The following is a 23,975-nucleotide window of genomic DNA, read 5'->3' as shown; positions in this document are numbered from 1 at the left end:
TGACGTGCTGCCGCTCCTGAATCTTCATGCCTATCGACCGTAGTGCCACTGGGGAAGCCAGAGGGCGATCTGCGGGAACAGCATCACCACGGCCAAGGCCACGACCATGATGAAAACGAATGGAATAACCGAAACATAGATGTCCTTCAGGGTGATTTCCGGTGGCGCCATCGCCCGCATGAGGAACAGGTTGTAGCCAAACGGCGGCGTCATGTAGGCCATCTGGCACGTGATGGTGTAGAGCACGCCATACCAGATGAGGTCGAAGCCCAGCGCCTGCACCAGCGGTATGTAGAGTGGCGCCACGATCACCAGCATGGCCGTGTCGTCGAGGAACATGCCCATGATGATGAAGGACAGTTGCATCAGGATGAGGATTTGCCAGGGGCCGAGGCCCATCTGTTCGACGAAGATGCCTTCGATGGCCTTCACCGCGCCGAGTCCGTCGAAGACGGCGCCGAAGCACAGCGCGGCAAGGATGATCCACATGAACATGCAGCTGATGCCCAGGGTCTTGCGCAGGGTCTCTTCCAGTACCTCAGCAGTCAGGCGCCCCTGGAACAGCGCCGCCAGGGTGGCCGCCACGGCGCCGACGGCGGAGCTTTCCACCAGGCTGGTGTAGCCCATGAGGAACAGGCCGGTCATGGCAAGGAAAATGAACAGGGGAATCAGCCCGGCCCTGAGCAGGCGGATGCGCTCGCCCCAGGAAATCTGCTGGCGCTCCTCCAGGGCCAGCGGCGGGCCGAGCTCTGGCTGCAGGCGGCAGCGGATGACGATGTAGAGGACGAACATCGCCGCCATCAACAGGCCCGGAAAGACCCCCGCGAGCCACAGCTGCCCCACCGGCTGGCGGGCGATCATGCCGTAGAGCACCAGCACCACGCTCGGCGGTATCAGGATGCCAAGGGTGCTGCCCGCCTGGATCACCCCGGTGACCATGATCTTGTCGTAGCCACGGCGCAGCATTTCCGGCAAGGCGATGGTCGCGCCGATGGCCATGCCGGCGACGCTGAGGCCGTTCATGGCGGAGATCACCACCATCAGGCCGATGGTGCCGATGGCCAGGCCGCCATGCAGCGGCCCGGCCCAGACATGGAACATCCGGTAGAGGTCGTCGGCGATGCGCGATTCGGAAAGCATGTAACCCATGAAGACGAACATCGGCAGCGTCAGCATCGGGTACCACTTCATCAGCTTCATCGCCGCGCTGAAGGCCATTTCCGAGCCGCCATCGCCCCACAGCAGCAACGATGCCGCCACCGCGACGAAACCGATGGCGCCGAACACCCGCTTGCCGGTGAGCAGCAGCAGGATCATCGAGGAGAACATCAGCAGGGCGATGTATTCGTAGCTCATGGCAGTTCCTTGCCACAGGCGGCGGCGAGGTCACGCAGGAAGGTGACCGAGGCTTGCAGCAGCATCAGGAACACGCCGAAGGTCATGATGATCTTGATCGGCGCCATCTGCGGCGACCAGGAGGAGTAACTGGTCTCCTTGTACTCCAGGGCGTACTGGGTCGAGGAGACGCCGCCATAGAACAGCATCACCAGGTAGAACACCATGAAGATCATGGTCGCGGCATCCATGATCGCCCGGGTGCGCGGCGTCCAGCGGGAATAGACCAGGTCCATGCGCACGTGGGAATCCAGCTGCAGGGAATAGGCACCGCCCAGGAGGAAGTAAGCGACCATCAGGAACTGCGCGACTTCCAGGGTCCAGATCGACGGCTGGAAAAAGGTCTTGGAGATCGAGGAATACAGCAACACACCGAGCATCAGGAAAATCATGTACATGGCGAACCGCCCAACGATGCGGTTGAACCAGTCCACTGCCCTGACATAGGCACCTATGGCATTGAACATGCCGTGAACCCTGTGGAAGTTGCCGATTTCGAAACTCTAGTCGATGAATGGCGAATGCCAAGGCATCTCGCGTCAGGCGCGCGAGATGCCCTGGATATGGGGTTCAGGGTTGCGAAAAGACGTCCTTGAACAGCGCCTGCATGTCAGCCCAGGAATTCTCGTCGGCCACCTTGCTGTAGCCAAGGTCCGGCCCCTTCTCGCTGCCATGGCCGGCATGGCTCAGGCGATCGGCGTCCGGATTGCTGAAGCTGTGCTTGGCCTTGGGCTGGATCACGACCCGGTAATCCGCCTGGGCCTTGTCGAACTCGTCCTTGAAGGCATTGACCGCCGCCATGGGCACCAGGGTGTCCTTCTCGCCGTGCTCCACCAGCACCTTCGCCTTGACGCTGCCGGGCGTAGCCGGCGTTGTGGTGGCCAGGGCACCGTGGAAACTGACCACAGCAGCCAGGGGCACGCCCTGGCGAACCATGTCCAACACCACCTTGCCGCCGAAGCAGTAGCCGATGGCAGCGAGCTTGTCGGGGTCGGTCTGGGGCTGGGCCTTGAGCAGGTCGAGGCCGGCGAGGAAGCGCGCCTTGGCCGCCGGCGCGCTGGCCAGCGCCGCCTGCATGAACGCCTGGGCATCGGCCGGGTGCTCGGTGTTCTTGCCGTCGCCGTACATGTCGATGGCCAGGGCGCTGTAGCCAAGGGTGGCAAGGTCGCGGGCGCGGCGCTTGCTGTAGTCGTTGAGCCCCCACCACTCGTGCACCACCACCACGCCCGGACGTTTGCCGGTGATGGCGTCGTCGTAGGCGTAGTAACCGATCAGGGACGTGCCGTCCGGGGCCTTGTAGGGGATTTCACTGGTCTTGATTTCAGCCTGGACGAGACTGGCGCCAAGAAGCAGCGCCAGCGACAGGACAATTCGGGACATGCAGTTTTCCTCCAACCTGAAGTGAGAAGAGCGACTGCATCCAGTGTCGCGCGTTTGCCGGATTTCGCCAGCGATCCCTGCAAAGATCCAGGCTGAACGCCAATTGTGGGGGCGATTTCAATCGCTATGCGGACCGCAGGTTCGCCTCTCCACATCTCAGAGGGGGGCAGCTGCGCTGCCCTAAGCGAATGAATTCGCCCCCACAGGAGAAGCGATCCCGACGTTCGCCTCAGTCCCGGTCGAGCAGGTGGAAGCGCGGCAGCGAGAGCTTCCAGCGGATGGCCGCCAGGCGGATCAGCAGGACCACCAGCATTGCCGCCATGGAAACCAGCCAGCCCGGCAGCGCGAGCTCGCGCAAGGCCAGGAAGACCAGAGAGCCGGCGATGCAGGCGATGGCGTAGATCTCCTTCTGGAAGATCAGCGGCACCTCGTTGCAGATGATGTCGCGCAGCACACCGCCGCCCACGCCGGTGATCACCCCCATGATCACTGCCGTGCCCGGCTGCAGGTTGTGCTGCAGGGCGACTTCGGTGCCGTAGACGGTGAACACCGCCAGGCCGAAGGCATCGGCCAGCAGCAGGCCGGTTTCGTTGATCGGCCGGGTCAGGCGAACCCAGAGCACCGTGCCCACTGCAGCCAGGGAGGCGACCAGGATGTAGGTGTCGTTGCGGATCCAGCTCACCGGGTGGTTGCCGAGGATGACATCACGCAGCGTGCCGCCGCCCAGCGCGGTGATCACCGCGATCACCAGCACGCCAAACAGGTCCATGGATTTGCGCCCCGCCATCAGGGCGCCGGTGATGGCGAAGACCGCTACGCCGAACAGGTCGGAAAGGTAGAAGAGTCTTTCCATTCTGGATCAGGCATCCACCGGCGTACGCATGGTGACGAACTCTTCGGCGGCGGTGGGATGCACGCCGATGGTGTCGTCGAAAATGCGCTTGGTGGCGCCGGCCTTGAGCGCGACGGCCAGGCCCTGGACGATCTCGCCGGCCTCCGGCCCGACCATGTGGCAGCCGAGGACGCGGTCGGTTTCGGCATCCACCACCAGTTTCATCAGGGTGCGTTCCTGATTCTCGGTCAGGGTCAGTTTCATGGGCCGGAAGCGGCTCTCGAAAATCTTCACCTTGTGCCCGTTGGCGCGCGCCTGCTGCTCGGTCAGGCCGACCGTACCGATGTTGGGCAGGCTGAATACGGCGGTGGGAATGTGCTGGTAGTCCACCGGACGGTATTCCTCCGGCTTGAACAGGCGACGGGCCACGGCCATGCCTTCGGCCAGGGCCACCGGCGTGAGCTGCACGCGGCCGATCACATCGCCCAGGGCGAGGATGGACGGTTCGGTGGTCTGGAACTGCTCGTCCACCTTGATGAAGCCGCGCTCATCCAGCTCGACGCCGGTGGTCTCCAGGCCCAGGTTGTCGAGCATCGGGCGGCGTCCGGTGGCGTAGAACACGCAATCGGCTTCCAGTTGGCGGCCATCCCGCAAGGTGGCCAGCAGGCTGCCGTCGGGCTGTTTCTCGATACTGGCGATATCGGCGTTGAACTGCAGGTTCATACCCTTCTTGCCCAGCTCGTCACGCAGGTGCGTACGCACCGAATCATCGAAGCCGCGCAGGAACAGCTCGCGGCGATAGAGCAACGTGGTCTGGGCACCCATGCCGTGGAAGATGGAGGCGAACTCGACGGCGATGTAGCCGCCGCCCACCACCAGCACGCGCTTGGGCAACTGCTCGAGGAAGAAGGCTTCGTTGGAGCTGATGGCGAATTCGCGCCCCGGAATGTCCGGGATCTGCGGCCAGCCGCCGGTGGCGATGAGGATGTTCTTCGCCGTGCAACGCTGGCCGGCGACTTCCACGGTATGCGGGTCCAGCAGCCGCGCGTGGCCTTCCAGCAGGGTGACGCCGCTGTTGACCAGCAAGTTGCGGTAGATGCCGTTGAGACGGTTGATTTCGCGGTTCTTGTTGGCGATCAGGGTGGGCCAGTCGAAATCGGCCTCGGCGAGGCTCCAGCCGAATCCCTTGGCCTGCTCGAAGTCTTCGGCGAAATGGGCACCGTAGACCAGCAGCTTCTTCGGCACGCAGCCGACGTTGACGCAGGTGCCGCCCAGGTAGCGGCTCTCGGCGACAGCCACGCGGGCGCCGAAGCCGGCAGCAAAGCGCGCCGCGCGCACACCGCCGGAACCGGCACCTATGACGAAGAGGTCGAAGTCGTAAGCCATGGCAAGTCTCCAAAAATCAAGCCGCCAGCATACCGGAAGTTCTGACTCTGACCAGTTGCCGGGCCTATTCTTGAGGCATCGAGAAGGAGATTCCCATGCGCCCCACCCTCACCCATGTGGCCCTTCATGTACCGGAACTCGAACCCTGCATCCGCTTCTATGCGGACTTCTGCGGAATGCGCGTGATCCACGAGCGTGCCGCCAAGGGTTCGAAGATCGTGTGGATGGCCGAACCCGGCAAGGAACACCAGTTCATCTTCGTGATCATGCCCGGCGGCTACGACCGCCACCTGGCCCCCGACGACTACAGCCACTTCGGCTTCGCCGTGGACAGCCGCGAGCGGGTCGACGCCATCGCCGCCCAGGCCGAGGCGGCGGGATGCCTGATCTGGCCGCCCAGGGACGAGCCCTACCCCGTGGGCTACTACTGCGGCCTGCGCGACCCGGCGGGCAACTATGTGGAATTCAGCTATGGGCAGCCGCTGGGGCCGGGGTCGGAGGCGATGCCGATTCCGTAGCTACAGTTGTGGGGGCGATTTCAATCGCTATGCGGACCGCAGGTGCGCCCTTCAACCTTGAAAAGGGGCAGCTACGTTGTTCTCAGCGAATGAATTCGCCCCCACAGGAAGAAGCGAACACCGTGCACCACAAATGAAAAAGACCGCCCGAAGGCGGCCTCTTTGTTGACGCAGCCCGATCAGTAGGCCTTGCCGGTCTTGTACAGGTGCTCGAAGCAGTAGTTGGTCGCTTCGATGTAGCCTTCCGCGCCGCCGCAGTCAAAGCGCTTGCCCTTGAACTTGTAGGCCAGCACGCAGCCGTCCTGGGCCTGCTTCATCAGGGCGTCGGTGATCTGGATTTCGCCGCCCTTGCCCGGCTCGGTCTGCTGGATCAGGTTGAAGATGTCCGGCGTCAGGATGTAGCGGCCGATGATCGCCAGGTTGGACGGGGCGTCTTCCGGCTTGGGCTTTTCCACCATGCTGTTCACGCGGAAGATGTCGTCGCGGATCATCTCGCCGGCGATCACGCCGTACTTGGAGGTTTCCTCGCGCGGTACTTCCTGGATGGCAACGATGGAGCAACGGAACTGGTTGTACAGCTTGACCATCTGGGTCAGGACGCCGTCACCTTCCAGGTTCAGGCACAGGTCGTCCGCCAGGACCACGGCGAAGGGCTCGTCGCCGATCAGCGGACGACCGCTGAGGATGGCGTGGCCCAGGCCCTTCATTTCCACCTGGCGGGTGTAGGAGAAGCTGCACTCGTTGATCAGGCGGCGGATGCCGACCAGGTATTTCTCCTTGTCGGTGCCCTTGATCTGGTGCTCCAGCTCGTAGCTGATATCGAAATGGTCTTCCAGGGCGCGCTTGCCACGACCTGTAACGATGGAGATCTCGTTCAGGCCCGCATCCAGGGCCTCTTCAACGCCGTACTGGATCAGCGGCTTGTTGACCACTGGCAGCATTTCCTTGGGCATCGCCTTGGTGGCCGGCAGAAAGCGGGTACCGTAACCAGCGGCGGGAAACAGGCATTTCTTGATCATTTCGATCCTTTGGGGGAGGTGTTATGGCGAATTGCCGCGCAGTCTAATCACGCCGCACCCGCCTTACAATGCCCGCTCGCGGGCCGTCCTATGCCCCGATGGAGCCCCCCCTTCGGCCAGCTGCGCTGGCCTGTGGAAGTTGCATCCATCAAAGATCATGGGCACGCGCATAAGACCACGAATCCGCTCGAAGTTCGGCTGACGGAACGCTGGGCAATCAGATAGGCAGGACTGCGTGCAGATGTTGCCGGATACGAACAGGCCCGCACATGGCGGGCCTGGAATTCGTAGTAGGTGGCCGGTGCTGGTTTCCGGCTTACGAGGTTTATCGGGAATCTGACAGAAGAATGTCACCTCTTCTGCTTCACACGGCGTAAGGGCTGGATTTCATCTGGGAAATCTTTCTAACCGTGTACCCTTCGGAACGCGCCCCACGTTTCCTCGCTATCCGCTTGCGCATCAGTCTGCGTATCCACCTACTGATATTCAGGCTAGCAAAGCCCCTCGCCGCGGCCAGGGCATTTTTAGATCGATTTCTTTCAGCGCCAGGACAGGCTGGAACCGAACGCACTCAGCGCCTGGATGGCTCGGGGACTGCGCGCGACAGAAGCTTTGAGCAGATCACGAATCCACTTGAAAAACAGCGTGCAAGTGATTGATTTGAATGGTGCCCGGAGCGGGACTCGAACCCGCAAGCCCAAAGGGCGAAGCATTTTAAGTGCTCTGCGTATACCGATTTCGCCATCCGGGCTGGAGGGGGATTGGTGCAGGGCGCTGATTTAAGCCGAAATAAAATTTCGAATCAATCACTTAGGCGCCGAAGTGGCGAACGGCCCATCCACCAGGGCGCGTGCCTGGCACCCTTCAATCGCAAGCAGCGGCTCAAACCTTGAAGTGCATGCGTGAGCGGAATTGCCCCGGGGAAATGTCGAACTTCTCGCGGAAGCAGCGATGGAAGTGCGGCAGCGTGGCGAAGCCGCTTGCAACGGCTATCTCGATCAGGGACTTGTTGGTGTGCTGCAGCAACTGGCGCGCGTGGGTGAGCCGCAGCTCCAGGTAGTAGCGCGGCGGCGTCGCCTTCACGTGGCGCCGGAACAGCCGTTCCAGGTGTCGGCGGGAGATGCGCGCGTAGCGGGCGATCTCGTTGATCTCGATGGGGTCCTCGATATTGCTGTGCATCAGCTCCAGGGCGAGCTTGAGGGTTCTCGGCAAGGTCGGATCGAAGTCGAGCGAAACCACCGACACATCGACGATTTCCCGCATCTTGTCGCAGCCCAGGACCTCCTCGACCGCATCCACCAGCTCCTGCCCCGCGCTGTGCTTGACCACTTCGAGCATCATGCCCAGCGAACTGTTGGCGCCGGCGCAGCTGATCCGCTTGCGGTCCAGCACGTGGGAATGGCTGGTCACCGTCACCTTGGGAAAGAGCTCCGACATCATGGCCCGGCCATCCGGGTGGAATGCGCAGTCATGGCCGTCCAGCACGCCTGCATCAGCCAGGAAGTAACAGCCGTTCCACAGCCCGCCGAGCACGGCGCCTGCCCCATCGGCATGGCGCAGCTTGGCCCGCAGCACGGGATCGGATTCGAGACGAACCCGGAAGCCGCCGCACACGACGATGATGTCCTGCTGCCTTTCATCCAGCTCCGCCAGGGAGCAATCGGTGGCGATGGCGATGCCGAGGTCGCTCAGCACCAGGTTGTTTTCGCCGCCGACCACCTGGACCTCGAACAGCGGTGTCGAACTCATCAGGTTGGCGGTGACCAGGGCATCCACCGCGCCGGTGAACGCCATCATCGAAAAGTGCTCGCGCAGGATGAAGGACACGCGGCGAACCGGCACCGTCAGCCCAGCGCGGCTGGCCCTGTCCAGGTGTGCCAGGTTCTTGCTCTTCAAGACACTTTCGAATGACGTTCTCATCTCTCGACTCACAGACTTTCTGCTCGCTGGTGCTGGAACAGGGCTCCCGGGCGCCGGCCCGGGAGCCCTTCCCTGCCAGACCGAAGCCCGGCTCAGACGGCCGTTGTGCCGAACAACAGCGTAAACAGCTTCGCACAGTCGGGGCTAGCCGGCAGTGCCGCAACCGCCTCTTCGATAGCCCGCCGCGACTCCACCTCCAGGCTGATGCCCGCCAGCAGGTCGAATTTCGCCCGGAACTCCGCCCGGCTCATGGCCGTTTCAGGGTCGCCCTTGGACGCGGTGACCGGGCTGGAGAATGCCTGCCCATCCTTGAGCCAGACCAGCACACGGGAAAGGATTTCGTTGGGGAATCGTGCGGAGAGTTCGTCGCTCTCGACGATCTCGATACGTTGGCTGACCGCGAGAATATCCGGCGCATGGATGGCGTCGCCCGTCACCTCCAGCGGGCCGACCTGGCCGCGCACCACCAGGGCCGCCAGCGGGAACGCCAGCGCGTACTGGGCTTCGTCGGCGTTGGCTGGCGTGTGCCCCTGCAGGCGCATGGATTCATGGAAGGTCTGCACCTGGATCAGCTCGACGTCCTGGCCACGGATCTGCGGATGCTCGGCCATCAACGCGGTCATCGCGGTCAGCGCGGGCTGCGCCCAGCGGCAGACAGGCCAGGGCTTGAAGTATTGGGCGTCGATTTCCCAGCGCTCGCCCAGGTCGTACCAGTGGCTGGCCACTGCCGCCGCTTCCACGGACACCGCCGGTGCGCCGGTAACACCGGCTTGGGCCAGCAGCAAGGCATTCACCCCGGCAAAGGCCCCTGCCCCATGGGCATCGCGCAGCATCGAGGGATGGTCCACCAGGCGCATCATCGGGCAGCGTGGGCCGAAATACTCGGCAATGCCCAGGGCATGGCGGAAGCGCTCCTCGTCCAGGCCGAGCAGGCGCGCGCCACCACAGACCACACCGATCCCGGAGAACGCGCCGGAGGCGTGATATTCGGGCGCGGTCGCCATCAGCGCGGCACCGGCACGCAGGGCAGTCTCGTAGCCGATGCAGAGGGCGCTGAGCAATTCCTCGCCACTGATGGCCCTGCCCTGCTCGCGCCAGGCATCGGCCAGTGCCAGCAGGGCCGGCACCACTGTCGCCCCGGCATGGCCCTTGGAGGTGAAGTGGCCCTCATGGGCATCCAGGCTGTCGACGCTGAAGCCCCCCGCCCAGGCAGCCCCCAATGGATGGACCGCGCGCCCGTCGAAGAGCAGGCGGCTGGAGAGCCCCGTGGCCGGATAGTGCTCCAGGGCGTAGCGCTTGAGGGCCTGGCTGGTGTGGTTGTCGCGGGCTCCGGCGGCAACGCCGAGGATGTCCAGCAGGCAGGTCTGCAGCAGTTCCCGGGTGCGGGACGGCGCCTGACTGAAACGGAAATCACGGACGAACGAATAGAGCGACATGTGGACACTCCACAATCGGATTCTGTCGGGTTGAAGGAATGGGGTGCCCGCTACGGGGCACCCGCTGCATCTGTCACTGGGACGCCTGGGCCTGGGCGGCGGCGGCGCGGGAAGCCTGGAGCCAGGCATCGAACTGCTGGCGGTGCGCCGCGACCCACTCCTTGGCATGGCGCCGAATGTCGGCAGGCTTCTTCTCGCCTTGCTGCATCTTCAGGTTCTGCGCGCTCTCATCGGCGGTGGTGATCTGCATCACCGAGAGGAACTTCAGGGCGGCCGGGTTCTCTTCGGCAAACTCCTTGTTCATTACAGCCTCGACCTTGTCCACGGCGAACCCGAGGTTCTTGCCCTTGTAAAGGGTGTCCACATCGTTCTTGCCATCCGGCAGGTCGGTCCTGGGCACCTCCAGCCAGACCACGTCCTTGTCCTCCACCAGCACCGTGGCAATCCACTGCGGCACCCAGGTGAAATACAGGATCGGCTTGCCTTCCTTGTAGCGGGTAATGGTGTCCGCCATCAGGGCGAAGTACGAGCCCTGGTTGACATGCACGGTCTTGTCCAGGTCGTAGGCTTTCATATGATGGCTGATGATCAGCTCGCAGCCCCAGCCCGGGTTGCAGCCGGTCAGATCCGCCTTGCCGTCGCCATCGGCGTCGAACAGCTTGGCGATCTCCGGCTTCTTCAGGTCGGTGATGTACTTGATGTTGTGGGCATCGGCAGTCTTTTTGTCGATCAGGTATCCCTGGAGTACCCCGGGCATGATGTCACCGGCCTTTACCATGACCTCGTCACCGCCGGCCTGCTGGTAGAACTTGTCGTGCAGCTTGTCCCACAGGTGCACGGTGAAATCGGCGTCGCCATTGGCCAGGGCCGTCATCATCACGCCGTACTCGGTCTCTTTCGGTTCCTCGACCTCGTAGCCCAGTTCGCGCAGGCCTTCCATCGCCACCTCGCCACGGAAGCGCTCCTCGGCGATGGAGGGGAAGATCGGCGTGATCTCGACACCCTCGCCGGGCTTGTCGGCCGAGGCGCTGGCGCAGAGGGAGGAGACTGCCAGGCACAGCGCAGTAGCGCATTGCAGGAGGCTGCGGGAAAACTTGGATCGATGCATCGTCTCGTACCTTTCTTTTGTTTTATGTCGGGTTAGGCAGATCGAATCGGTCGGCTCAGGCGGTCTTGCGCCGCCCGGCGGCTTGCCCGGCACCACACAGGCGCAGCAGCGCACCAACGGGGCCGGTGTGGTACCAGCGCAGGCTCGGGTCGGCGCTGGTGCGCGCGCCCATGGCCTGGGTCAGGCGGTCAAGGAAGATGGCCAGCAGCACCAGCCCTACCCCGCCCACGGTCGCCAGGCCCATGTCCAGGCGGCCGATGCCGCGCAGGACCATCTGCCCAAGTCCGCCGACGGAGATCATCGAGGCGATCACCACCATCGACAGCGACAGCATCAGGGTCTGGTTCATGCCGGCCATGATGGTCGAGGTGGCCAGCGGCAGTTGTACGCGGGTCAGCATCTGCCGCGGGGTGCAGCCAAAGGCGCGGGCGGCCTCGATCTTGTCTTCGGGCACCTGGCGAATGCCGAGGTTGGTCAGGCGCACCAGCGGTGGCAGGGCGAACACGATGGTCACCAGCACGCCGGGCACGTTGCCGATGCCGAACAGCATCACCACCGGTACCAGGTAGACGAAGGCCGGCAGGGTCTGCATGGCGTCGAGCACCGGCCGCACCACCCGCTCCAGGTGGTCGCTGCGGGCGCAGAGAATGCCAAGCGGGATTCCGATCACGGCGCAGAAGAACACCGAGGTCAGCACCAGCGCCAGGGTGGTCATGGACTCCGACCAGACGCCGATCAGGCCGAGCAGGGTCAGGGTGACGAAGCAAAGCAGTGCCATGCGCTTGCCGGCCAACTGCCAGCCAAGCAAGGAGGACAGGATGATGCCGATGGTCGGCGGGATGCTCTGCAGGACGTACTCGATGCCATTGAGCACCTGGTCGATGGGCCAACGGATGGCGCGGAACAGGTCACGGAAGTTGTGCACCAGGTAATTGAGGGTGGTTTCCACCCACTCACCCAGTGGAATGGTCGCGCTCTGGAAAGGATCGAGAAGACTGAACTCTGACATGCTGGCTACCTATTCTCCGAAGTTGCGGCTGCTGTGTGATCCGTGACGCGCTCAGTGGCGGCTCAGGGTGTGCAGCAGCAGATTCTTGGAAATGGTGCCCTTCAGAGCACCGCTGCGATCCAGGACGGGCACGGGGTAAGGCAGTGCCGCAACGATATCCAGCACGTCATGAAGCGGCGTGTCGGTGTACACCGGGTTCTGCTTGTGCAGGCTCAATTGCTCCTCTGCCTGGCTGGCGGACACGCCGCCGGCCTCGTCCGCTCCCACCACGGCCAGCAACTGGTCGCGCTCGTCGATCAGGTAGCCGTAAGGCACCCCCGCCTGGAAATGCGGGGCCTTGCCGTTCACCCGGCAGACCATCGCCGGGTCCAGCTGGGCCACGTCGCCGGCCTTGAGTACGCGGGAGCTGTCGAAGCCCTTGAAGAAGGTCTCGACGTACTCGTTGGCGGGATTGCCCAACAGTTCCTGCGGGGTGCCGATCTGCACCACCCGGCCGCCTTCCATGATCGCGATGCGATGGCCGATGCGGATGGCTTCCTCGATGTCGTGGGAGATGAAGATGATGGTGCGCTGCTGCTCCGCCTGCAGGCGTATCAGCTCGCCCTGCATCTCGCTACGGATCAACGGATCGAGCGCGGAGAAGGCTTCGTCCATGAGCAGGATGGCCGGGTCGTTGGCCAGCGCGCGGGCCAGGCCGACGCGCTGTTGCATGCCGCCGGACAGCTGGTGCGGGTAGCTGTGTTCGTGGCCGGCGAGGCCCACCTGGCGCAGCGCTTCGCAGGCACGGGCATTGCGCTCGCGCTCGCTGACGCCGGAGATTTCCAGGCCGAAGGCGGTGTTTTCCAGGACGCTCATGTGTGGCATCAGCGCGAAGGACTGAAACACCATGCCCATCTCCTTGCGGCGCACATCGAGCAGCGCCTTGTCGGAGAGGCCGGTGATCTCGCGCCCGTTCAGGTGGATGCTGCCCGAAGTGGGTTCGATCAGGCGGTTGAACAGCCGCACCATGGTGGACTTGCCCGAGCCGGACAGCCCCATGATCACGAAGATCTCACCGCGCTTGACCGAGAAGCTGGCGTCGAACACGCCGACCACATGACCCGTCTTGCGGAATATTTCGTTCTTGTCGGCACCTTTGCGCAACATCTCCATGGCGATATCCGGATGGGGCCCGAATACCTTGAAGATGTTCTTCACCGAAAGAATCTCATCGGCCTGGCTCATACAACCCTCATTCTTATGCTTATAACCCGTTAACAACTTCTCACTGTCACTAGACAACTCATGACAAGTGCAGAAAAAACGCCGGAGTCCTGTTGCAATATGACTTATGAAAACCGGCGTGCAGAAACTCCTGCTTCATAAAAAAGGACATCGAACTAGGATGTCGTGTTGCAACTTCAAATTAGGATTTAGCTATCGCAGCGTCCAACTACATTTGTTTGCCCTAAACCATAACTTGATGTTATCGGTCGGGACTGACGCCGCCGCGCATAGCGGCCGGTTCCCGCTCCGCGCTGCCCTGACGGGCCAGGAATACCGCGGCAAGCAGCACCATCACCCCACCCAGGAACATGGCGTAGGTGAACTGCTCGCCCATCAGCAGCACGGCAATGGTCACCGCCACCACCGGTTCCACGGTCGAGAGCGTGGCCGCCGTGGACGGGCCTATGCGCGGGGACCCGGCAAGGAATGCCGCCACCGGCACCAGGGTGGCGAATACAGCCAAGCCCAGGGTCGCCCACCAGGCCGGGGCCGTCGACGGCAGGGAGGCGCCTTGCAGCAGCGCCGCCACGGCGAAGGTCAGTGCGCAGCCCAGGAGCAGCATCGCGGCGGATGCCAGCGGGTTCTCATGGGTGATCCGGTGCGTGCCGTAGATGATCGAGGCGCCGTAGCAGATCGCAGCGAACAGCGCCCACAAGGCGCCAGCCGAGACGCTGGTTACGCTGAGCCCGGTGGCCATCAGCACACCCCCCAGCGCCAGCGCGAGGCTCGCCAGCTTGAGCACACTGAGCCGTTCGCCCAGGCAGGCGATAGACACCACCGTGACAAATGCCGGGAAGCTGTACACCAGGATGATCGCCAGGCTGACCGAGGTGGAATGACAGGCGCTGTAGTAACCCAGCGCCGCCAGCCCATAGCCGAAGCCCAGCAGCAGGTTCTGCCGCACCAGTCGCCCTCTCGGCAGGACGACTCCCCGCCAGCGCAGGATCGCCAGCAGTACCACCGCAGCCAGCGTGAAGCGCGCCAGCAGAAGCCCTACCGGGTCGGTGCCACCGGCATAGGCGTACTGGGCGAAGAGCGGTTGCAGGCCGTAGCAGAACGCGGCCAACAGCACCAGGCAGAAGCCCCTGGCATGGCCATCGAGACGAGAAATGACGTTCAGCGAATGCATTAACGGGTCCTTGGCCACAGGGCCATCCAGGCAGACGAAAGCCCCGCCTCACCGCAACGGTGAAACGGGGCTGGCTCGAAGGCGAATGAAGCTCAGTCGGCCAGTCGGCTGATCATGGTTGTGCAGTACCAGTCAACGAACTGGCAGACGCCGTTTTCTGCGATCTCCGAGTACGGGCCCGGCTCATAGGCGGGTGAGCTGACGCCCGCCTGGGCGCCTTCCACCAGGCGCCGGTCCTGGTCGTTGGTGGCGATCCAGACACGGGTCAGGCGCTCGATGTCGTAGTCGATGCCCTCCTGGGCGTCCTTGGGCACCAGCCATTTGGTGGTGACCAGGGTTTCGTTAGGGCCTTGCGGCAACACACGGAAACTCAGCGCGTGGTCGCCGAGGAAGTGGTTCCAGGTGGACGGATAGTTGAAGTACAGGAGCGCCCCGATGTTCTCTTCGCCGCTGCGGTCCAGGCGCCCGGCCACCGCAGGCTTGCCGTCCATGGTGTAGCTGACGGCGCCGGTCGAGAGCGGAATCCGCGTCATGCGGAACTGTCCGGCTTCATCCATCACCATCCGGCTCGGCAGGCCAGCGGCTTCGCAGCGATCCCAGTGCGCCACCAGTTCCGGGTCCTCGGCGCCACCGACGCCGGCCACGGACAGGTTTTCGACGAAGGAATTGAGCAGTTCCGGATGGCTGCCGTCGCAGTGGTAGCACTCGCGGTTGTTCTCGAACACCAGCTTCCAGTTGCCCCGCTCCACCAGATTGGACTCGAAGGCCACCTTGCAGTCTTCCAGGTTGTGCGGAGTGATGAAGGGGGAAACGGCATCGCGGAACCGCGTGAAGTCCGGTGCCTTGTCCGCCACGCAGACGTAGATGTAGCTGTTCACCACCTCGCAATGGGCCGGCTTGAGACCGTAGTCGGCCGCATTGAAATCAGGCCCCATGTTGCGGGCGAACAGCAGTTTTCCGTCCAGGTCGAACGCCCACTTGTGATAGGGGCAGACCAGTCGGGCGACCTTGCCCTTGGCCTCGGTGCACACCTTGGAGCCGCGATGCCGGCAGGCATTGTGGAATGCACGGACCTGGCCATCCCCGCCGCGCACCACGGCGATCGGGTAGTCGCCGATCTGCAGGGTCAGGTACTGGCCGGGCTTCTCCAGCTCGAAGGTATGGCCGGCGAAGATCCACTCCCTGTGCCAGATTCGTTCGAGGTCCTGGCGATATACCTCGGGGTCGCTGTAGGCGGCGCCAGGCAGTGCGTGGCGCTCCTTGCGCTGGCGAATCAGGTCCAGTACGGCGGCAGTGTTGTTCATTGTCATGCGCACTCCAGATCAGGCACGGGAGGTTGTGTCGGTTTTGGCCCTTTGCGGCAGACAACGGATACGGACTCGACAGCCCGCATTTCCCGGTGTCAGGCTTGTGCAAAACGTCTGCAAAGCCACTGCGCCGCGATTGCCCGCAGTCTAGGATCAGGTTGCAGGCCGGCAGAATCGACTTTTTATCCAGGATCTTGATTACCTCCCGTTATGGTCAAACACACCGAACCCGATCAGACCCTGATCAAAATGCCCTCCCTTCGCGCGGTGAAATCCTTCGTCGCGGCAGCCAAGTACCAGAACTTCACCCGCGCGGCAGAAGCCCTGTGCGTGACCCAGGCGGCCATCAGCCGGCAGATTCGCGAGCTGGAAACCTATCTGGGCGCGGAGCTGTTCAAGCGTGTGGGGCGCGCCGTGGAACTCACGGCGGCCGGGTCGATCTTCTTCGATGCGGTGCAGTTGTCCTTCGTCAACATCTCCCAGGCCGCCGAGCGAATCCGCAGCCACAGCACCACCAAACGCGTGCTCACCCTCTGCTGCTCACCGGCGTTTTCCGCGCTTTGGCTCTCCCACCGCCTGCCGAGCTTCTTCAGCGCGAACCCGGACGTGGACCTGAACCTGATCACCACGCAGAACTTCCTCTCCATGGAACCCGGCGTGCGCCCCGACATCTTCGTCACCAAGATGGCCAAGATCCGCGAGGGCTATCGCAGCTATCCGCTGATGCACGACGTGATCTACCCGGTGTGCACGCCGCAGTACCTGGAACAGCACCCGGAACTGGGCACCCTGGAGGGGCTGCGCGACAGCGTATTGCTCAACCTCAGCCCCTACGGACGCTCCCAGGTGGCCGAGCACGTGGACTGGCAGGTCTGGCTGGCCTTCCACGACATCGATATCGAGACGCGCACCGCCAATGCGCCGCACTTCTTCAACGCCAACGACTACAACCTGCTGATCCAGATGGTCCTGAGTCATCAGGGCGTGGCACTTGGCTGGAACCACCTGGTGGGCCACCTGGTGGCCGCGGGCGCGCTGGTTCGCCCCGTCGCGCACGAACTGGTGCTCAAGGACAGCCAGCACTACCTGACATTCAACGAAGACAAGGAGGACGACGAGGCTTGCTGCCGCCTGCGCGACTGGCTGATCGCCCAGATCTGATTATCTGGCGTTATTGTCAGCCCCAAGTTCTGGTTGTTAATAATCGAATTCGCAGCCAGGCAATATCGATAGCAATATTCCGTATTACCCGAAAACAAGAGACCTGCCATGAGCAGGTCTTTTGCTTTTTGTTCCCTGCGAACAACTCATAACCTCCGCTCATTGATTGCCAGCCTTAAATGTTGCTTGTTGGTGAAAGAATCGCCTCATTAACCTTCATCTCGAAATTCCCAACAAATACAACTTGTTCGCCCAGGTGATTACATGAACTTTGATGGTGTCTGGACCCCCGTTGTTACCCCGTTCACCCAAGAGGGTTCCATCGACTTCGCTGCCCTGCCCCCGGTGATCGACAGCCTGATCGGCCACGGCATCCACGGTCTGATCGTCGGCGGTACCACAGGCGAGTACTACGCCCTCGGCAACGGCGAGCGCAAAAAGCTCTTCGATGCGGTTGCCGAGCTGGCCGGTGGCCGTATCCCGCTGATGGCGGGTATCAATGCCACCACCACGGAAGACAGCCTCGACCTCGGCCGCTACGCCAAGTCCGCCGGCTTCAACTGCATCCTCCTGGCCGCGCCCTACTACTGCCAGCCGACCCAGGACGAGCTGCTCGCCCATGCCCTCACCGTGGACGACTCGCTCGACTTGCCGACCATGCTCTACAACTTCCCCGCCCGCACCGGCACCGCCATGAGCTTCGAGTTCATCGATGCCCTCAAGCAGCGGCCGAACTTCCAGGCGATCAAGGAAAGCACCGGTTCCATCGAGCGCATGCACACCCTGACCCAGGACTACGCCGACCAGCTGCAGGTCAGCTGCGGCATGGATGACCAGGTGCTGGAGTTCTTCACCTGGGGCGCGCGCAGCTGGGTGGCCGGGGCCTCCAACTTCCTCGCCCCCGAGCATGTCGCGCTGTACCGCACCTGCGTGGTCGAGCAGGACATGATCGCCGGCCGCGAACTGGCCAGCCGCCTGCTGCCGATGCTCAACCTGCTCGAACAGGGCGGGAAGTTCTGCCAGTACATCAAGTACGGCTGCGAGCTGGCCGGCCTGCCGGTGGGCCCGACCCGCCGTCCGTTGCTGCCGCTCGGTGAGCACGAGAAAGCCGCTTTTGCTCGCGCCTACGAGCAACTGATTGCCGACCGCGGTTAGTTCGCCGGAACTGGAGGCGTCCCATGCAGCTTCAATGCAATTTCCTGCCCCAGAACGACGGCCACTGCGGCTGGTATGAAACCCTGCCACCGCCGCCGCCCGGCACCTCGCTACGCGGCACCGTGCAGGCGGATTGGGTGGTGCTGGGGGCCGGACTATCCGGCCTGGCCGCTGCCCGTCGCCTGGCGGAGCTGCAGCCGGAGGCGTCGATCGTCCTCATCGACGCCCGGCGGGTCGGCTTCGGTGCCGCCGGACGCAATTCCGGTTTCATGGTCGACCTGCCCCACGACCTCACCTCCCACAGCTACACCAACAGCCAGGAGGCCGATCAGAAGATCATCCGCCTGTGCCGCGGCGCCATCGACTACGTGCGCGATATCGTGAAAACCCACGGTATCGAATGCGACTGGCGCGAACAGGGCAAGCTGCACGGGGCGGTCAATGGCCGCGGCACCCACTCGCTGGAAGCGTTCGCCAAGGGGCTTTCAGTCCTTGGCGAACCCTACCGCATGCTGGATGCCCGGGAGATGAAGGCCGTCACCGGCTCCGCCTTCTACCAGGCCGGCCTGCATGCCCCCGGCGCCGTGCTGGTGCAGCCTGCGGCGCTGGTCCGCGGGCTGGGCCAGACCTTGCCGGAGAATGTCCGGCTCTTCGAGGACAGCCCGGTGCTGACCATCGAAGTCGGCAAGCCACACACCCTCACCACCGCACAGGGTTGCGTGAAGGCGCCGCGCCTGGTGCTGGCCAACAACGCCTACGCCTCCACCTTCGGCGAGTTGGGCCTGAAGGGACGCATCCTGCCCGTGTACACCTACGCCAGCATGACGCGCCAGCTGACCGCGCAGGAACTGGCCGCCCTGGGTGGCGACGAATCCTGGGGCCTGATTCCAGCCGACCCGCTGGGCACCACGGTGCGGCGCCTGGCCAACGGCCGGATCTGCATCCGCAACTCCTTCACCTACAACCCTCGGGTCCAGGCCAGTGCCGCGACCCTCGAGCGCGTCCGCCGCGCCCATCGCAAGTCCTTCGAGAACCGCTTCCCGATGCTGCCCGGCGTCGAGTTCGAATACACCTGGGGTGGCGCGCTGTGCCTGGCGCGCAACTCCGGTTCGGTGTTCGGCGAGATCGCCCCTGGCGTTTACAGCGCGGTGTGCTGCAACGGCCTGGGCCTCACGCGCGGGACCATCTCCGGGAAGCTGATCGCCGAGTACGCCCTGGGCATGGACAGCGACCTGCTGCGCAGCATGCTCGAACAGCCCAAACCCTGCCGCAACCCGCCCGAGCCCTTTCTGGGCATCGGCGTGCGTTCCTCCATCGCCTGGAAGGAATGGACCGCCGGCGCCGAACTTTGAGACCGCCCCGCTCTGGAGAACAACAATGACCGACGCCCTTACCCGCAGTGCCATCGATCAGCAGATCGAACGACTCGAATACCGCAACCAGGCCTTCATCGACGGACGCTTCGTCGCCGCCCGTTCCGGTGCCACCTTCGCCACCCTCAACCCCGCCACCGGCCAGGTGCTGACCGAAGTCGCGGCCTGTGATGCCGAAGACATCGACCTTGCCGTGAAGGCTGCCCGAGCCGCCTTCGAATCGGGCGTCTGGTCGAAGCTGGCGCCCGCTGGCCGCAAGGCGATCATGCAGCGCTTCGCCGACCTGATCGATGCACATCGCCTGGAACTGGCCGTGCTGGAATCGCTGGAATCCGGCAAGCCGGTCGGCGAATGCTTCGCCATCGACATCCCCGATACGGCGGCGACCATCCGCTGGCATGCCGAAGCAGGTGACAAGCTGTACGACGCCATCTCGCCGTCCTGCCCCGGCAATCTCGGCATGATCAGGCGCGAACCGGTTGGCGTGGTGGGCGCGGTGCTGCCGTGGAACTTCCCCTGCATGATGGCGGGCTGGAAGCTGGGGCCCTCGCTGATCACCGGCAACAGCGTGATCCTCAAGCCCGCCGAGCTGACCTCCCTGGCGACCCTGCGTCTGGCCGAACTGGCCTTCGAAGCCGGCATTCCCGCCGGTGTGCTCAACGTAGTGCCGGGCCTCGGACATACCGCCGGCAAGGCCATCGGCCTGCACCCCGACATCGACCTCGCCGCCTTCACCGGCTCCACCGAAGTGGGCCGCCTGTTCCTGGAATATTCGGCCAGGAGCAACCTCAAGCGCGTCGTGCTGGAGTGCGGAGGCAAGAATCCGCAGGTGGTCATGGCCGATGCCGGCGACCTGCAGACCGTGGCCAGTCATGTGCTGAGTGCGGCGTTCTGGAACATGGGCGAGAACTGCTCGGCGGGCTCGCGCCTGATCATCCATCGCTCCATCAAGGACGCGCTGCTCGACGAACTGGTGCGCCAGCTGGAAGACTGGGCCACCGGCGATCCGCTGGACCCGAGCGTGCGCCTGGGGGCGCTGATCGAGCAGGCCCACATGGAGAAGGTGCTGGGACATATCGAGCAGGCCAAGGCCGAAGGCGCTCGGCTGGTTACCGGTGGCGTGCGCCTCTATCCGGAGAGCGGCGGCTACTTCGTGGCACCGACCATCTTCGATAACCTGACCAACGCTTCTTCGGTCGCCCGCGAGGAAATCTTCGGCCCGGTGCTGGCGGTCATCACCTTCGACACTGAAGAAGAAGCCATCGCCATCGCCAATGACACCTGCTACGGCCTTGCCGCCTCGCTCTGGACCGACAACATCAACACCGCCCACCGCATGGCCTCGGCCATTCGCGCAGGCACGGTGTCGGTCAACTGCTTCTCCGAAGGCGATATCTCCACCCCCTTCGGCGGTTACAAGCAGTCGGGCTTCGGTGGCCGCGACAAATCCATCCATGCCCATGACCAGTACTGCGAACTGAAGACCACTTGGATCCAGCTGAGCTGAGTCCACCTGCCAGCGCCGGCATCTTCAGACTTGGGAGCAGGTCAATGTCGGTGCGAATCCCCTCTCTCCCTCCGGGAGAGGGGCCGGGGGAGAGGGAAGCGCCAGGCGGACACAGAGACCTGAACTCCCTGGCTAGGACATTCCCTTCAGCACTGCAACACCTGACGCAGACATAGCCAATAAATTCGCCCCACGGAAAGATCGAGTCAGGAATACGAGACGAGATATGGTGCTTCGTCCGGAGGGCATCAGTCAGCTGCTGCCAGTGGGCGCTATTGCGAAGCCGCCATCGAAGTGACGAAAGTTCCGGGACGCGCCCCGGTACAAAGAGCTGGACGAACTTTCGCAAAGACATGAAAAAAGCCCCGTAGATTTTTGATCTACGGGGCTTTTTAGATGGAGGCCGAAGTCGGAATCGAACCGGCGTACACGGATTTGCAATCCGCTGCATGACCACTCTGCCATCCGGCCTAAACGATGACGCCGCTTGCGGCGGCGTCATCGCGTGAAACTGGAGCGGGAAACGAGACTCGAACTCGCGACCCCGACCTTGGCAAGGTCGTGCTCTACCAACTGAGCTATTCCCGCTTTGTCGTGTTGACGGGCGCCATTCTATAGATTCAGGAAGCGCCGTCAACCCCTTGATTCAAAAAAACTTTTATTTTTCCTTCGGGTCGGTGCTGAGGTGCGGCAGAGCGGCCAGCAGGTAGTGCAGCATCGACCAGAGCGTCAGCGCCGCAGCCAGGATCAGCAGGAAGTAGCCAACGCCGACCCAGAAGGTAAGCAGCGGCGGATTGGCCAGCAGGATGACCAGCGCCAGCATCTGCGCGGCAGTCTTCCATTTGCCCAGGTTGGACACTGCCACATGGGCGCGGGCGCCGAGTTCCGCCATCCATTCACGCAAGGCCGACACGACAATTTCACGGCCGATGATGATCGCCGCCGGCAGGGTCAACCAGAGATTGTGGTGCTCTTCCACCAGCAATACCAGCGCCACCGCCACCATCAACTTGTCCGCCACCGGATCGAGGAAGGCGCCGAAGGGCGTGCTCTGTTGCCAGCGACGAGCCAGATAACCGTCGAACCAGTCGGTGACGGCGGCGATGGCGAAGACTGCACTAGCTGCCAGATAACTCCAGGAGAACGGCAGATAGAACAGCAGGATGAAGACAGGAATGAGCAGTACGCGCAGAACGGTGAGCAGGTTTGGAATATTCATCGTTAGGCTGGTTCTGAAAGAAGGCGGCATTCTACTCGCTGTGCAGGGCCGCATAAATCGACTCAGCAAGCTTTTTGCTGATGCCAGGCGCCTTGGCAATTTCCTCGATACTCGCGCGATTGAGTTCCTGCAACCCGCCGAAATGCTTGAGCAGCTCCCGGCGGCGCTTGGGACCTACCCCGGCGACGTCTTCCAGGCTGGAGGTGCGTCGCGCCTTGCCGCGCCGGGCACGGTGCCCGGTAATGGCGAACCGGTGCGCTTCATCGCGAATCTGCTGGATCAGGTGCAGTGCCGGAGAGTCCGCAGGCAGGGTGAATTCATGAGCGGCATCGTTCAGGTAGAGGGTTTCGAAACCGGGTTTGCGGGTGACGCCCTTGGCCACGCCCAGTAGGATCAGCTCGGGCACCGCCAACTCCTTCAGGACTTCCTGGGCCATGGCGAGCTGGCCCTTGCCGCCGTCCACCAGGAGGACGTCGGGCAGCTTGCCCTCCCCGTCCTTCAGCTTGCCGAAGCGGCGCGACAACGCCTGATGCATGGCAGCGTAATCGTCGCCCGCGGTGACCCCTTCGATGTTGTAGCGACGGTAGTCGGACTTCAGCGCACCTTCGGGCCCGAACACCACGCAGGAGGCCACGGTCGCCTCGCCGCTGGAGTGGCTGATGTCGTAGCACTCCAGGCGTTGCGGCGCCTCATCCAGCCCCAGGGCTTCGGCAAGAGCTTCGAAGCGCGCCGCCGTGTGCTGCCGGTTGGCCAGGCGTGCTGCCAGTGCCTGCTCGGCATTGGTGACAGCCAGCTGCTGCCAGCGTGCGCGGGTACCACGCACCCGGTGGCTGATATCCGGCTCACGGCCACGGAGCTCGGCGAGAGCAGCGATCAGCGCCGGGAAATCCTCGTGGGTCGTGTTGACGATCAGTTCGCTGGGCAGGTCGCGCTCGTGATTGCCGAGGTAGTACTGGGCAATGAAGGCCACCAGTACGTCAGCGCCCTCCTCTTCGATGGCCACCTGCGGGAAGAAATTCTTGCTTCCCAGCACACGTCCGCCGCGGACGCTGATGAGGTGCACGCAAGCGCCGCCGGGGGTAGCGATCGCCGCGATGACATCGATGTCACCGGTGCCGCCTTCCATGCTCTGCTGGTCCTGGACGCGACGCAGGATGGCGATCTGGTCGCGGAGTTCGGCCGCCCGTTCGAAGTCCAGGCGTTGCGCCGCCTCCTCCATTCCCGTGGACAGTTCCTGGGTCAGTGCATTGCTGCGCCCTTCGAGGAACATCACCGAGTGGCGCACGTCCTCGGCGTATTCGGTGGGGTCCACGAACCCCACGCAGGGCGCCTTGCAACGCTTGATCTGGTACTGCAGGCAGGGCCGGGTGCGGTTCTTGTAGTAGCTGTCCTCGCATTGGCGAACCAGGAAGGCCTTCTGCAGCAGGTTGAGGCTCTCGCGGATGGCGCCCGCGCTGGGATAGGGCCCGAAGTAACGCCCTTTCTGCTTCTTCGCACCCCGATGGATACTCAGCCGCGGATAGTCTCCGTCACTGAGGAGCACGTAGGGATAGGACTTATCGTCGCGCAGCAGGATGTTGTAGGGCGGCCGCCATTCCTTGATCAACGTCTGCTCGAGCAGCAGCGCCTCGGTTTCATTGGCGGTGATGGTGGTTTCGACCTGGGCGATACGCCCCACCAGGGCGGCGGTCTTCGGGGCCAGGCCAGTCTTGCGGAAATAGCTGGCCAAGCGCTTCTTGAGGTTCTTCGCCTTGCCTACATAAAGCAGCTTGCCGCCCGCATCGAACATCCGGTAAACCCCCGGACGACCGCTGCAGGCGGCAAGGAAAGCACTCGCATCGAAAGAGTCGGACAT

At 63.4% G+C, this 23,975-nt stretch carries 20 protein-coding genes and 3 tRNA genes; 5 read left to right on the top strand and 18 right to left on the bottom strand.

Going from position 1 to position 23,975, the window contains the following annotated elements; translation table 11 throughout:
- Positions 1–30 precede the first annotated feature (30 nt).
- The 5 genes from ACFW0B_RS08210 to gorA form a co-directional block, all read right to left on the bottom strand.
- A complete protein-coding gene (locus tag ACFW0B_RS08210) occupies positions 31–1,356 on the bottom strand; it encodes a TRAP transporter large permease (protein ID WP_449147438.1) in 1,326 nt (441 codons plus the stop codon).
- Entirely contained in the window at positions 1,353–1,862 is a 510-nt protein-coding gene (locus ACFW0B_RS08205; protein WP_449147437.1) for a TRAP transporter small permease subunit, read from the bottom strand. Before ACFW0B_RS08205 ends, ACFW0B_RS08210 begins: the two co-directional genes overlap by 4 nt.
- Positions 1,863–1,965: 103 nt before the next feature.
- Complete coding sequence (locus ACFW0B_RS08200) at positions 1,966–2,775, bottom strand: dienelactone hydrolase family protein (RefSeq protein WP_449147436.1); 810 nt, start codon at positions 2,773–2,775, stop codon at positions 1,966–1,968.
- 229 nt (positions 2,776–3,004) lie between these two features.
- On the bottom strand, positions 3,005–3,628 hold the full coding sequence (locus ACFW0B_RS08195) for a trimeric intracellular cation channel family protein (protein WP_449147435.1): 624 nt from the start codon (positions 3,626–3,628) through the stop codon (positions 3,005–3,007).
- Between the two features lie 6 nt (positions 3,629–3,634).
- Positions 3,635–4,993, bottom strand: coding sequence for a glutathione-disulfide reductase (gene gorA / locus ACFW0B_RS08190; protein WP_449147434.1), 1,359 nt, complete (start codon positions 4,991–4,993; stop codon positions 3,635–3,637).
- Positions 4,994–5,088: 95 nt separating this feature from the next.
- On the opposite strand from gorA, the gene ACFW0B_RS08185 reads away from it, so the two are divergent.
- A complete protein-coding gene (locus ACFW0B_RS08185) occupies positions 5,089–5,511 on the top strand; it encodes a VOC family protein (protein ID WP_449147433.1) in 423 nt (140 codons plus the stop codon).
- A gap of 179 nt (positions 5,512–5,690) precedes the next feature.
- Here ACFW0B_RS08185 and galU read toward each other — a convergent pair whose 3' ends face one another.
- The 9 genes from galU to ACFW0B_RS08135 form a co-directional block, all read right to left on the bottom strand.
- Complete coding sequence (galU, locus tag ACFW0B_RS08180) at positions 5,691–6,530, bottom strand: UTP--glucose-1-phosphate uridylyltransferase GalU (RefSeq protein WP_449147432.1); 840 nt, start codon at positions 6,528–6,530, stop codon at positions 5,691–5,693.
- Positions 6,531–7,195: 665 nt separating this feature from the next.
- Positions 7,196–7,281 (bottom strand) — tRNA-Leu (locus tag ACFW0B_RS08170).
- A gap of 131 nt (positions 7,282–7,412) precedes the next feature.
- Positions 7,413–8,450, bottom strand: a complete 1,038-nt coding sequence (locus tag ACFW0B_RS08165; protein WP_449147431.1) for a GlxA family transcriptional regulator — start codon at positions 8,448–8,450, stop codon at positions 7,413–7,415.
- Positions 8,451–8,542: 92 nt separating this feature from the next.
- On the bottom strand, positions 8,543–9,886 hold the full coding sequence (locus ACFW0B_RS08160; RefSeq protein WP_449147430.1) for an MmgE/PrpD family protein: 1,344 nt from the start codon (positions 9,884–9,886) through the stop codon (positions 8,543–8,545).
- 73 nt (positions 9,887–9,959) lie between these two features.
- Positions 9,960–10,994 carry a glycine betaine/L-proline ABC transporter substrate-binding protein ProX gene (proX, locus tag ACFW0B_RS08155; protein ID WP_449147429.1) on the bottom strand — a complete coding sequence of 345 codons (1,035 nt, stop codon included), beginning with the start codon at positions 10,992–10,994 and terminating at the stop codon, positions 9,960–9,962.
- 55 nt (positions 10,995–11,049) lie between these two features.
- The gene (gene proW, locus ACFW0B_RS08150) at positions 11,050–12,003 is read right to left on the bottom strand and encodes a glycine betaine/L-proline ABC transporter permease ProW (RefSeq protein ID WP_449147428.1); all 954 of its coding nucleotides are present in this window, start codon (positions 12,001–12,003) and stop codon (positions 11,050–11,052) included.
- A gap of 51 nt (positions 12,004–12,054) precedes the next feature.
- Complete coding sequence (gene proV, locus ACFW0B_RS08145) at positions 12,055–13,227, bottom strand: glycine betaine/L-proline ABC transporter ATP-binding protein ProV (RefSeq protein WP_449147427.1); 1,173 nt, start codon at positions 13,225–13,227, stop codon at positions 12,055–12,057.
- Positions 13,228–13,468: 241 nt separating this feature from the next.
- A complete protein-coding gene (locus ACFW0B_RS08140; RefSeq protein ID WP_449147426.1) occupies positions 13,469–14,398 on the bottom strand; it encodes a DMT family transporter in 930 nt (309 codons plus the stop codon).
- Between the two features lie 92 nt (positions 14,399–14,490).
- The gene (locus ACFW0B_RS08135; protein WP_449147555.1) at positions 14,491–15,702 is read right to left on the bottom strand and encodes an aromatic ring-hydroxylating oxygenase subunit alpha; all 1,212 of its coding nucleotides are present in this window, start codon (positions 15,700–15,702) and stop codon (positions 14,491–14,493) included.
- Between the two features lie 213 nt (positions 15,703–15,915).
- Here ACFW0B_RS08135 and ACFW0B_RS08130 point away from each other — a divergent pair, with 213 nt between their 5' ends.
- The 4 genes from ACFW0B_RS08130 to ACFW0B_RS08115 all read left to right on the top strand — a co-directional run bounded on the left by ACFW0B_RS08130 (position 15,916) and on the right by ACFW0B_RS08115 (position 20,901).
- Positions 15,916–16,866 carry a LysR family transcriptional regulator gene (locus tag ACFW0B_RS08130; protein ID WP_449147425.1) on the top strand — a complete coding sequence of 317 codons (951 nt, stop codon included), beginning with the start codon at positions 15,916–15,918 and terminating at the stop codon, positions 16,864–16,866.
- A gap of 264 nt (positions 16,867–17,130) precedes the next feature.
- The gene (locus tag ACFW0B_RS08125) at positions 17,131–18,021 is read left to right on the top strand and encodes a dihydrodipicolinate synthase family protein (RefSeq protein WP_449147424.1); all 891 of its coding nucleotides are present in this window, start codon (positions 17,131–17,133) and stop codon (positions 18,019–18,021) included.
- 23 nt (positions 18,022–18,044) lie between these two features.
- Entirely contained in the window at positions 18,045–19,373 is a 1,329-nt protein-coding gene (locus ACFW0B_RS08120) for an NAD(P)/FAD-dependent oxidoreductase (RefSeq protein WP_449147423.1), read from the top strand.
- A 25-nt stretch (positions 19,374–19,398) separates the two neighbouring features.
- Positions 19,399–20,901 (top strand): aldehyde dehydrogenase, encoded by a 1,503-nt coding sequence (locus ACFW0B_RS08115; protein WP_449147422.1) that lies wholly within the window; start codon positions 19,399–19,401, stop codon positions 20,899–20,901.
- A 397-nt stretch (positions 20,902–21,298) separates the two neighbouring features.
- Here ACFW0B_RS08115 and ACFW0B_RS08110 read toward each other — a convergent pair.
- The 4 genes from ACFW0B_RS08110 to uvrC form a co-directional block, all read right to left on the bottom strand.
- Positions 21,299–21,372 (bottom strand) — tRNA-Cys (locus tag ACFW0B_RS08110).
- Between the two features lie 41 nt (positions 21,373–21,413).
- A tRNA-Gly gene (locus tag ACFW0B_RS08105) sits at positions 21,414–21,489 on the bottom strand.
- 70 nt (positions 21,490–21,559) lie between these two features.
- Positions 21,560–22,120 carry a CDP-diacylglycerol--glycerol-3-phosphate 3-phosphatidyltransferase gene (pgsA, locus tag ACFW0B_RS08100; protein WP_449147421.1) on the bottom strand — a complete coding sequence of 187 codons (561 nt, stop codon included), beginning with the start codon at positions 22,118–22,120 and terminating at the stop codon, positions 21,560–21,562.
- 31 nt (positions 22,121–22,151) lie between these two features.
- A complete protein-coding gene (gene uvrC, locus ACFW0B_RS08095) occupies positions 22,152–23,975 on the bottom strand; it encodes an excinuclease ABC subunit UvrC (RefSeq protein WP_449147420.1) in 1,824 nt (607 codons plus the stop codon).

It is taken from the genome of Metapseudomonas phytobenefica, assembly GCF_043392685.1.
Lineage (GTDB): Bacteria > Pseudomonadota > Gammaproteobacteria > Pseudomonadales > Pseudomonadaceae > Metapseudomonas.
This window is presented reverse-complemented; position numbering and strand designations above follow the sequence as displayed.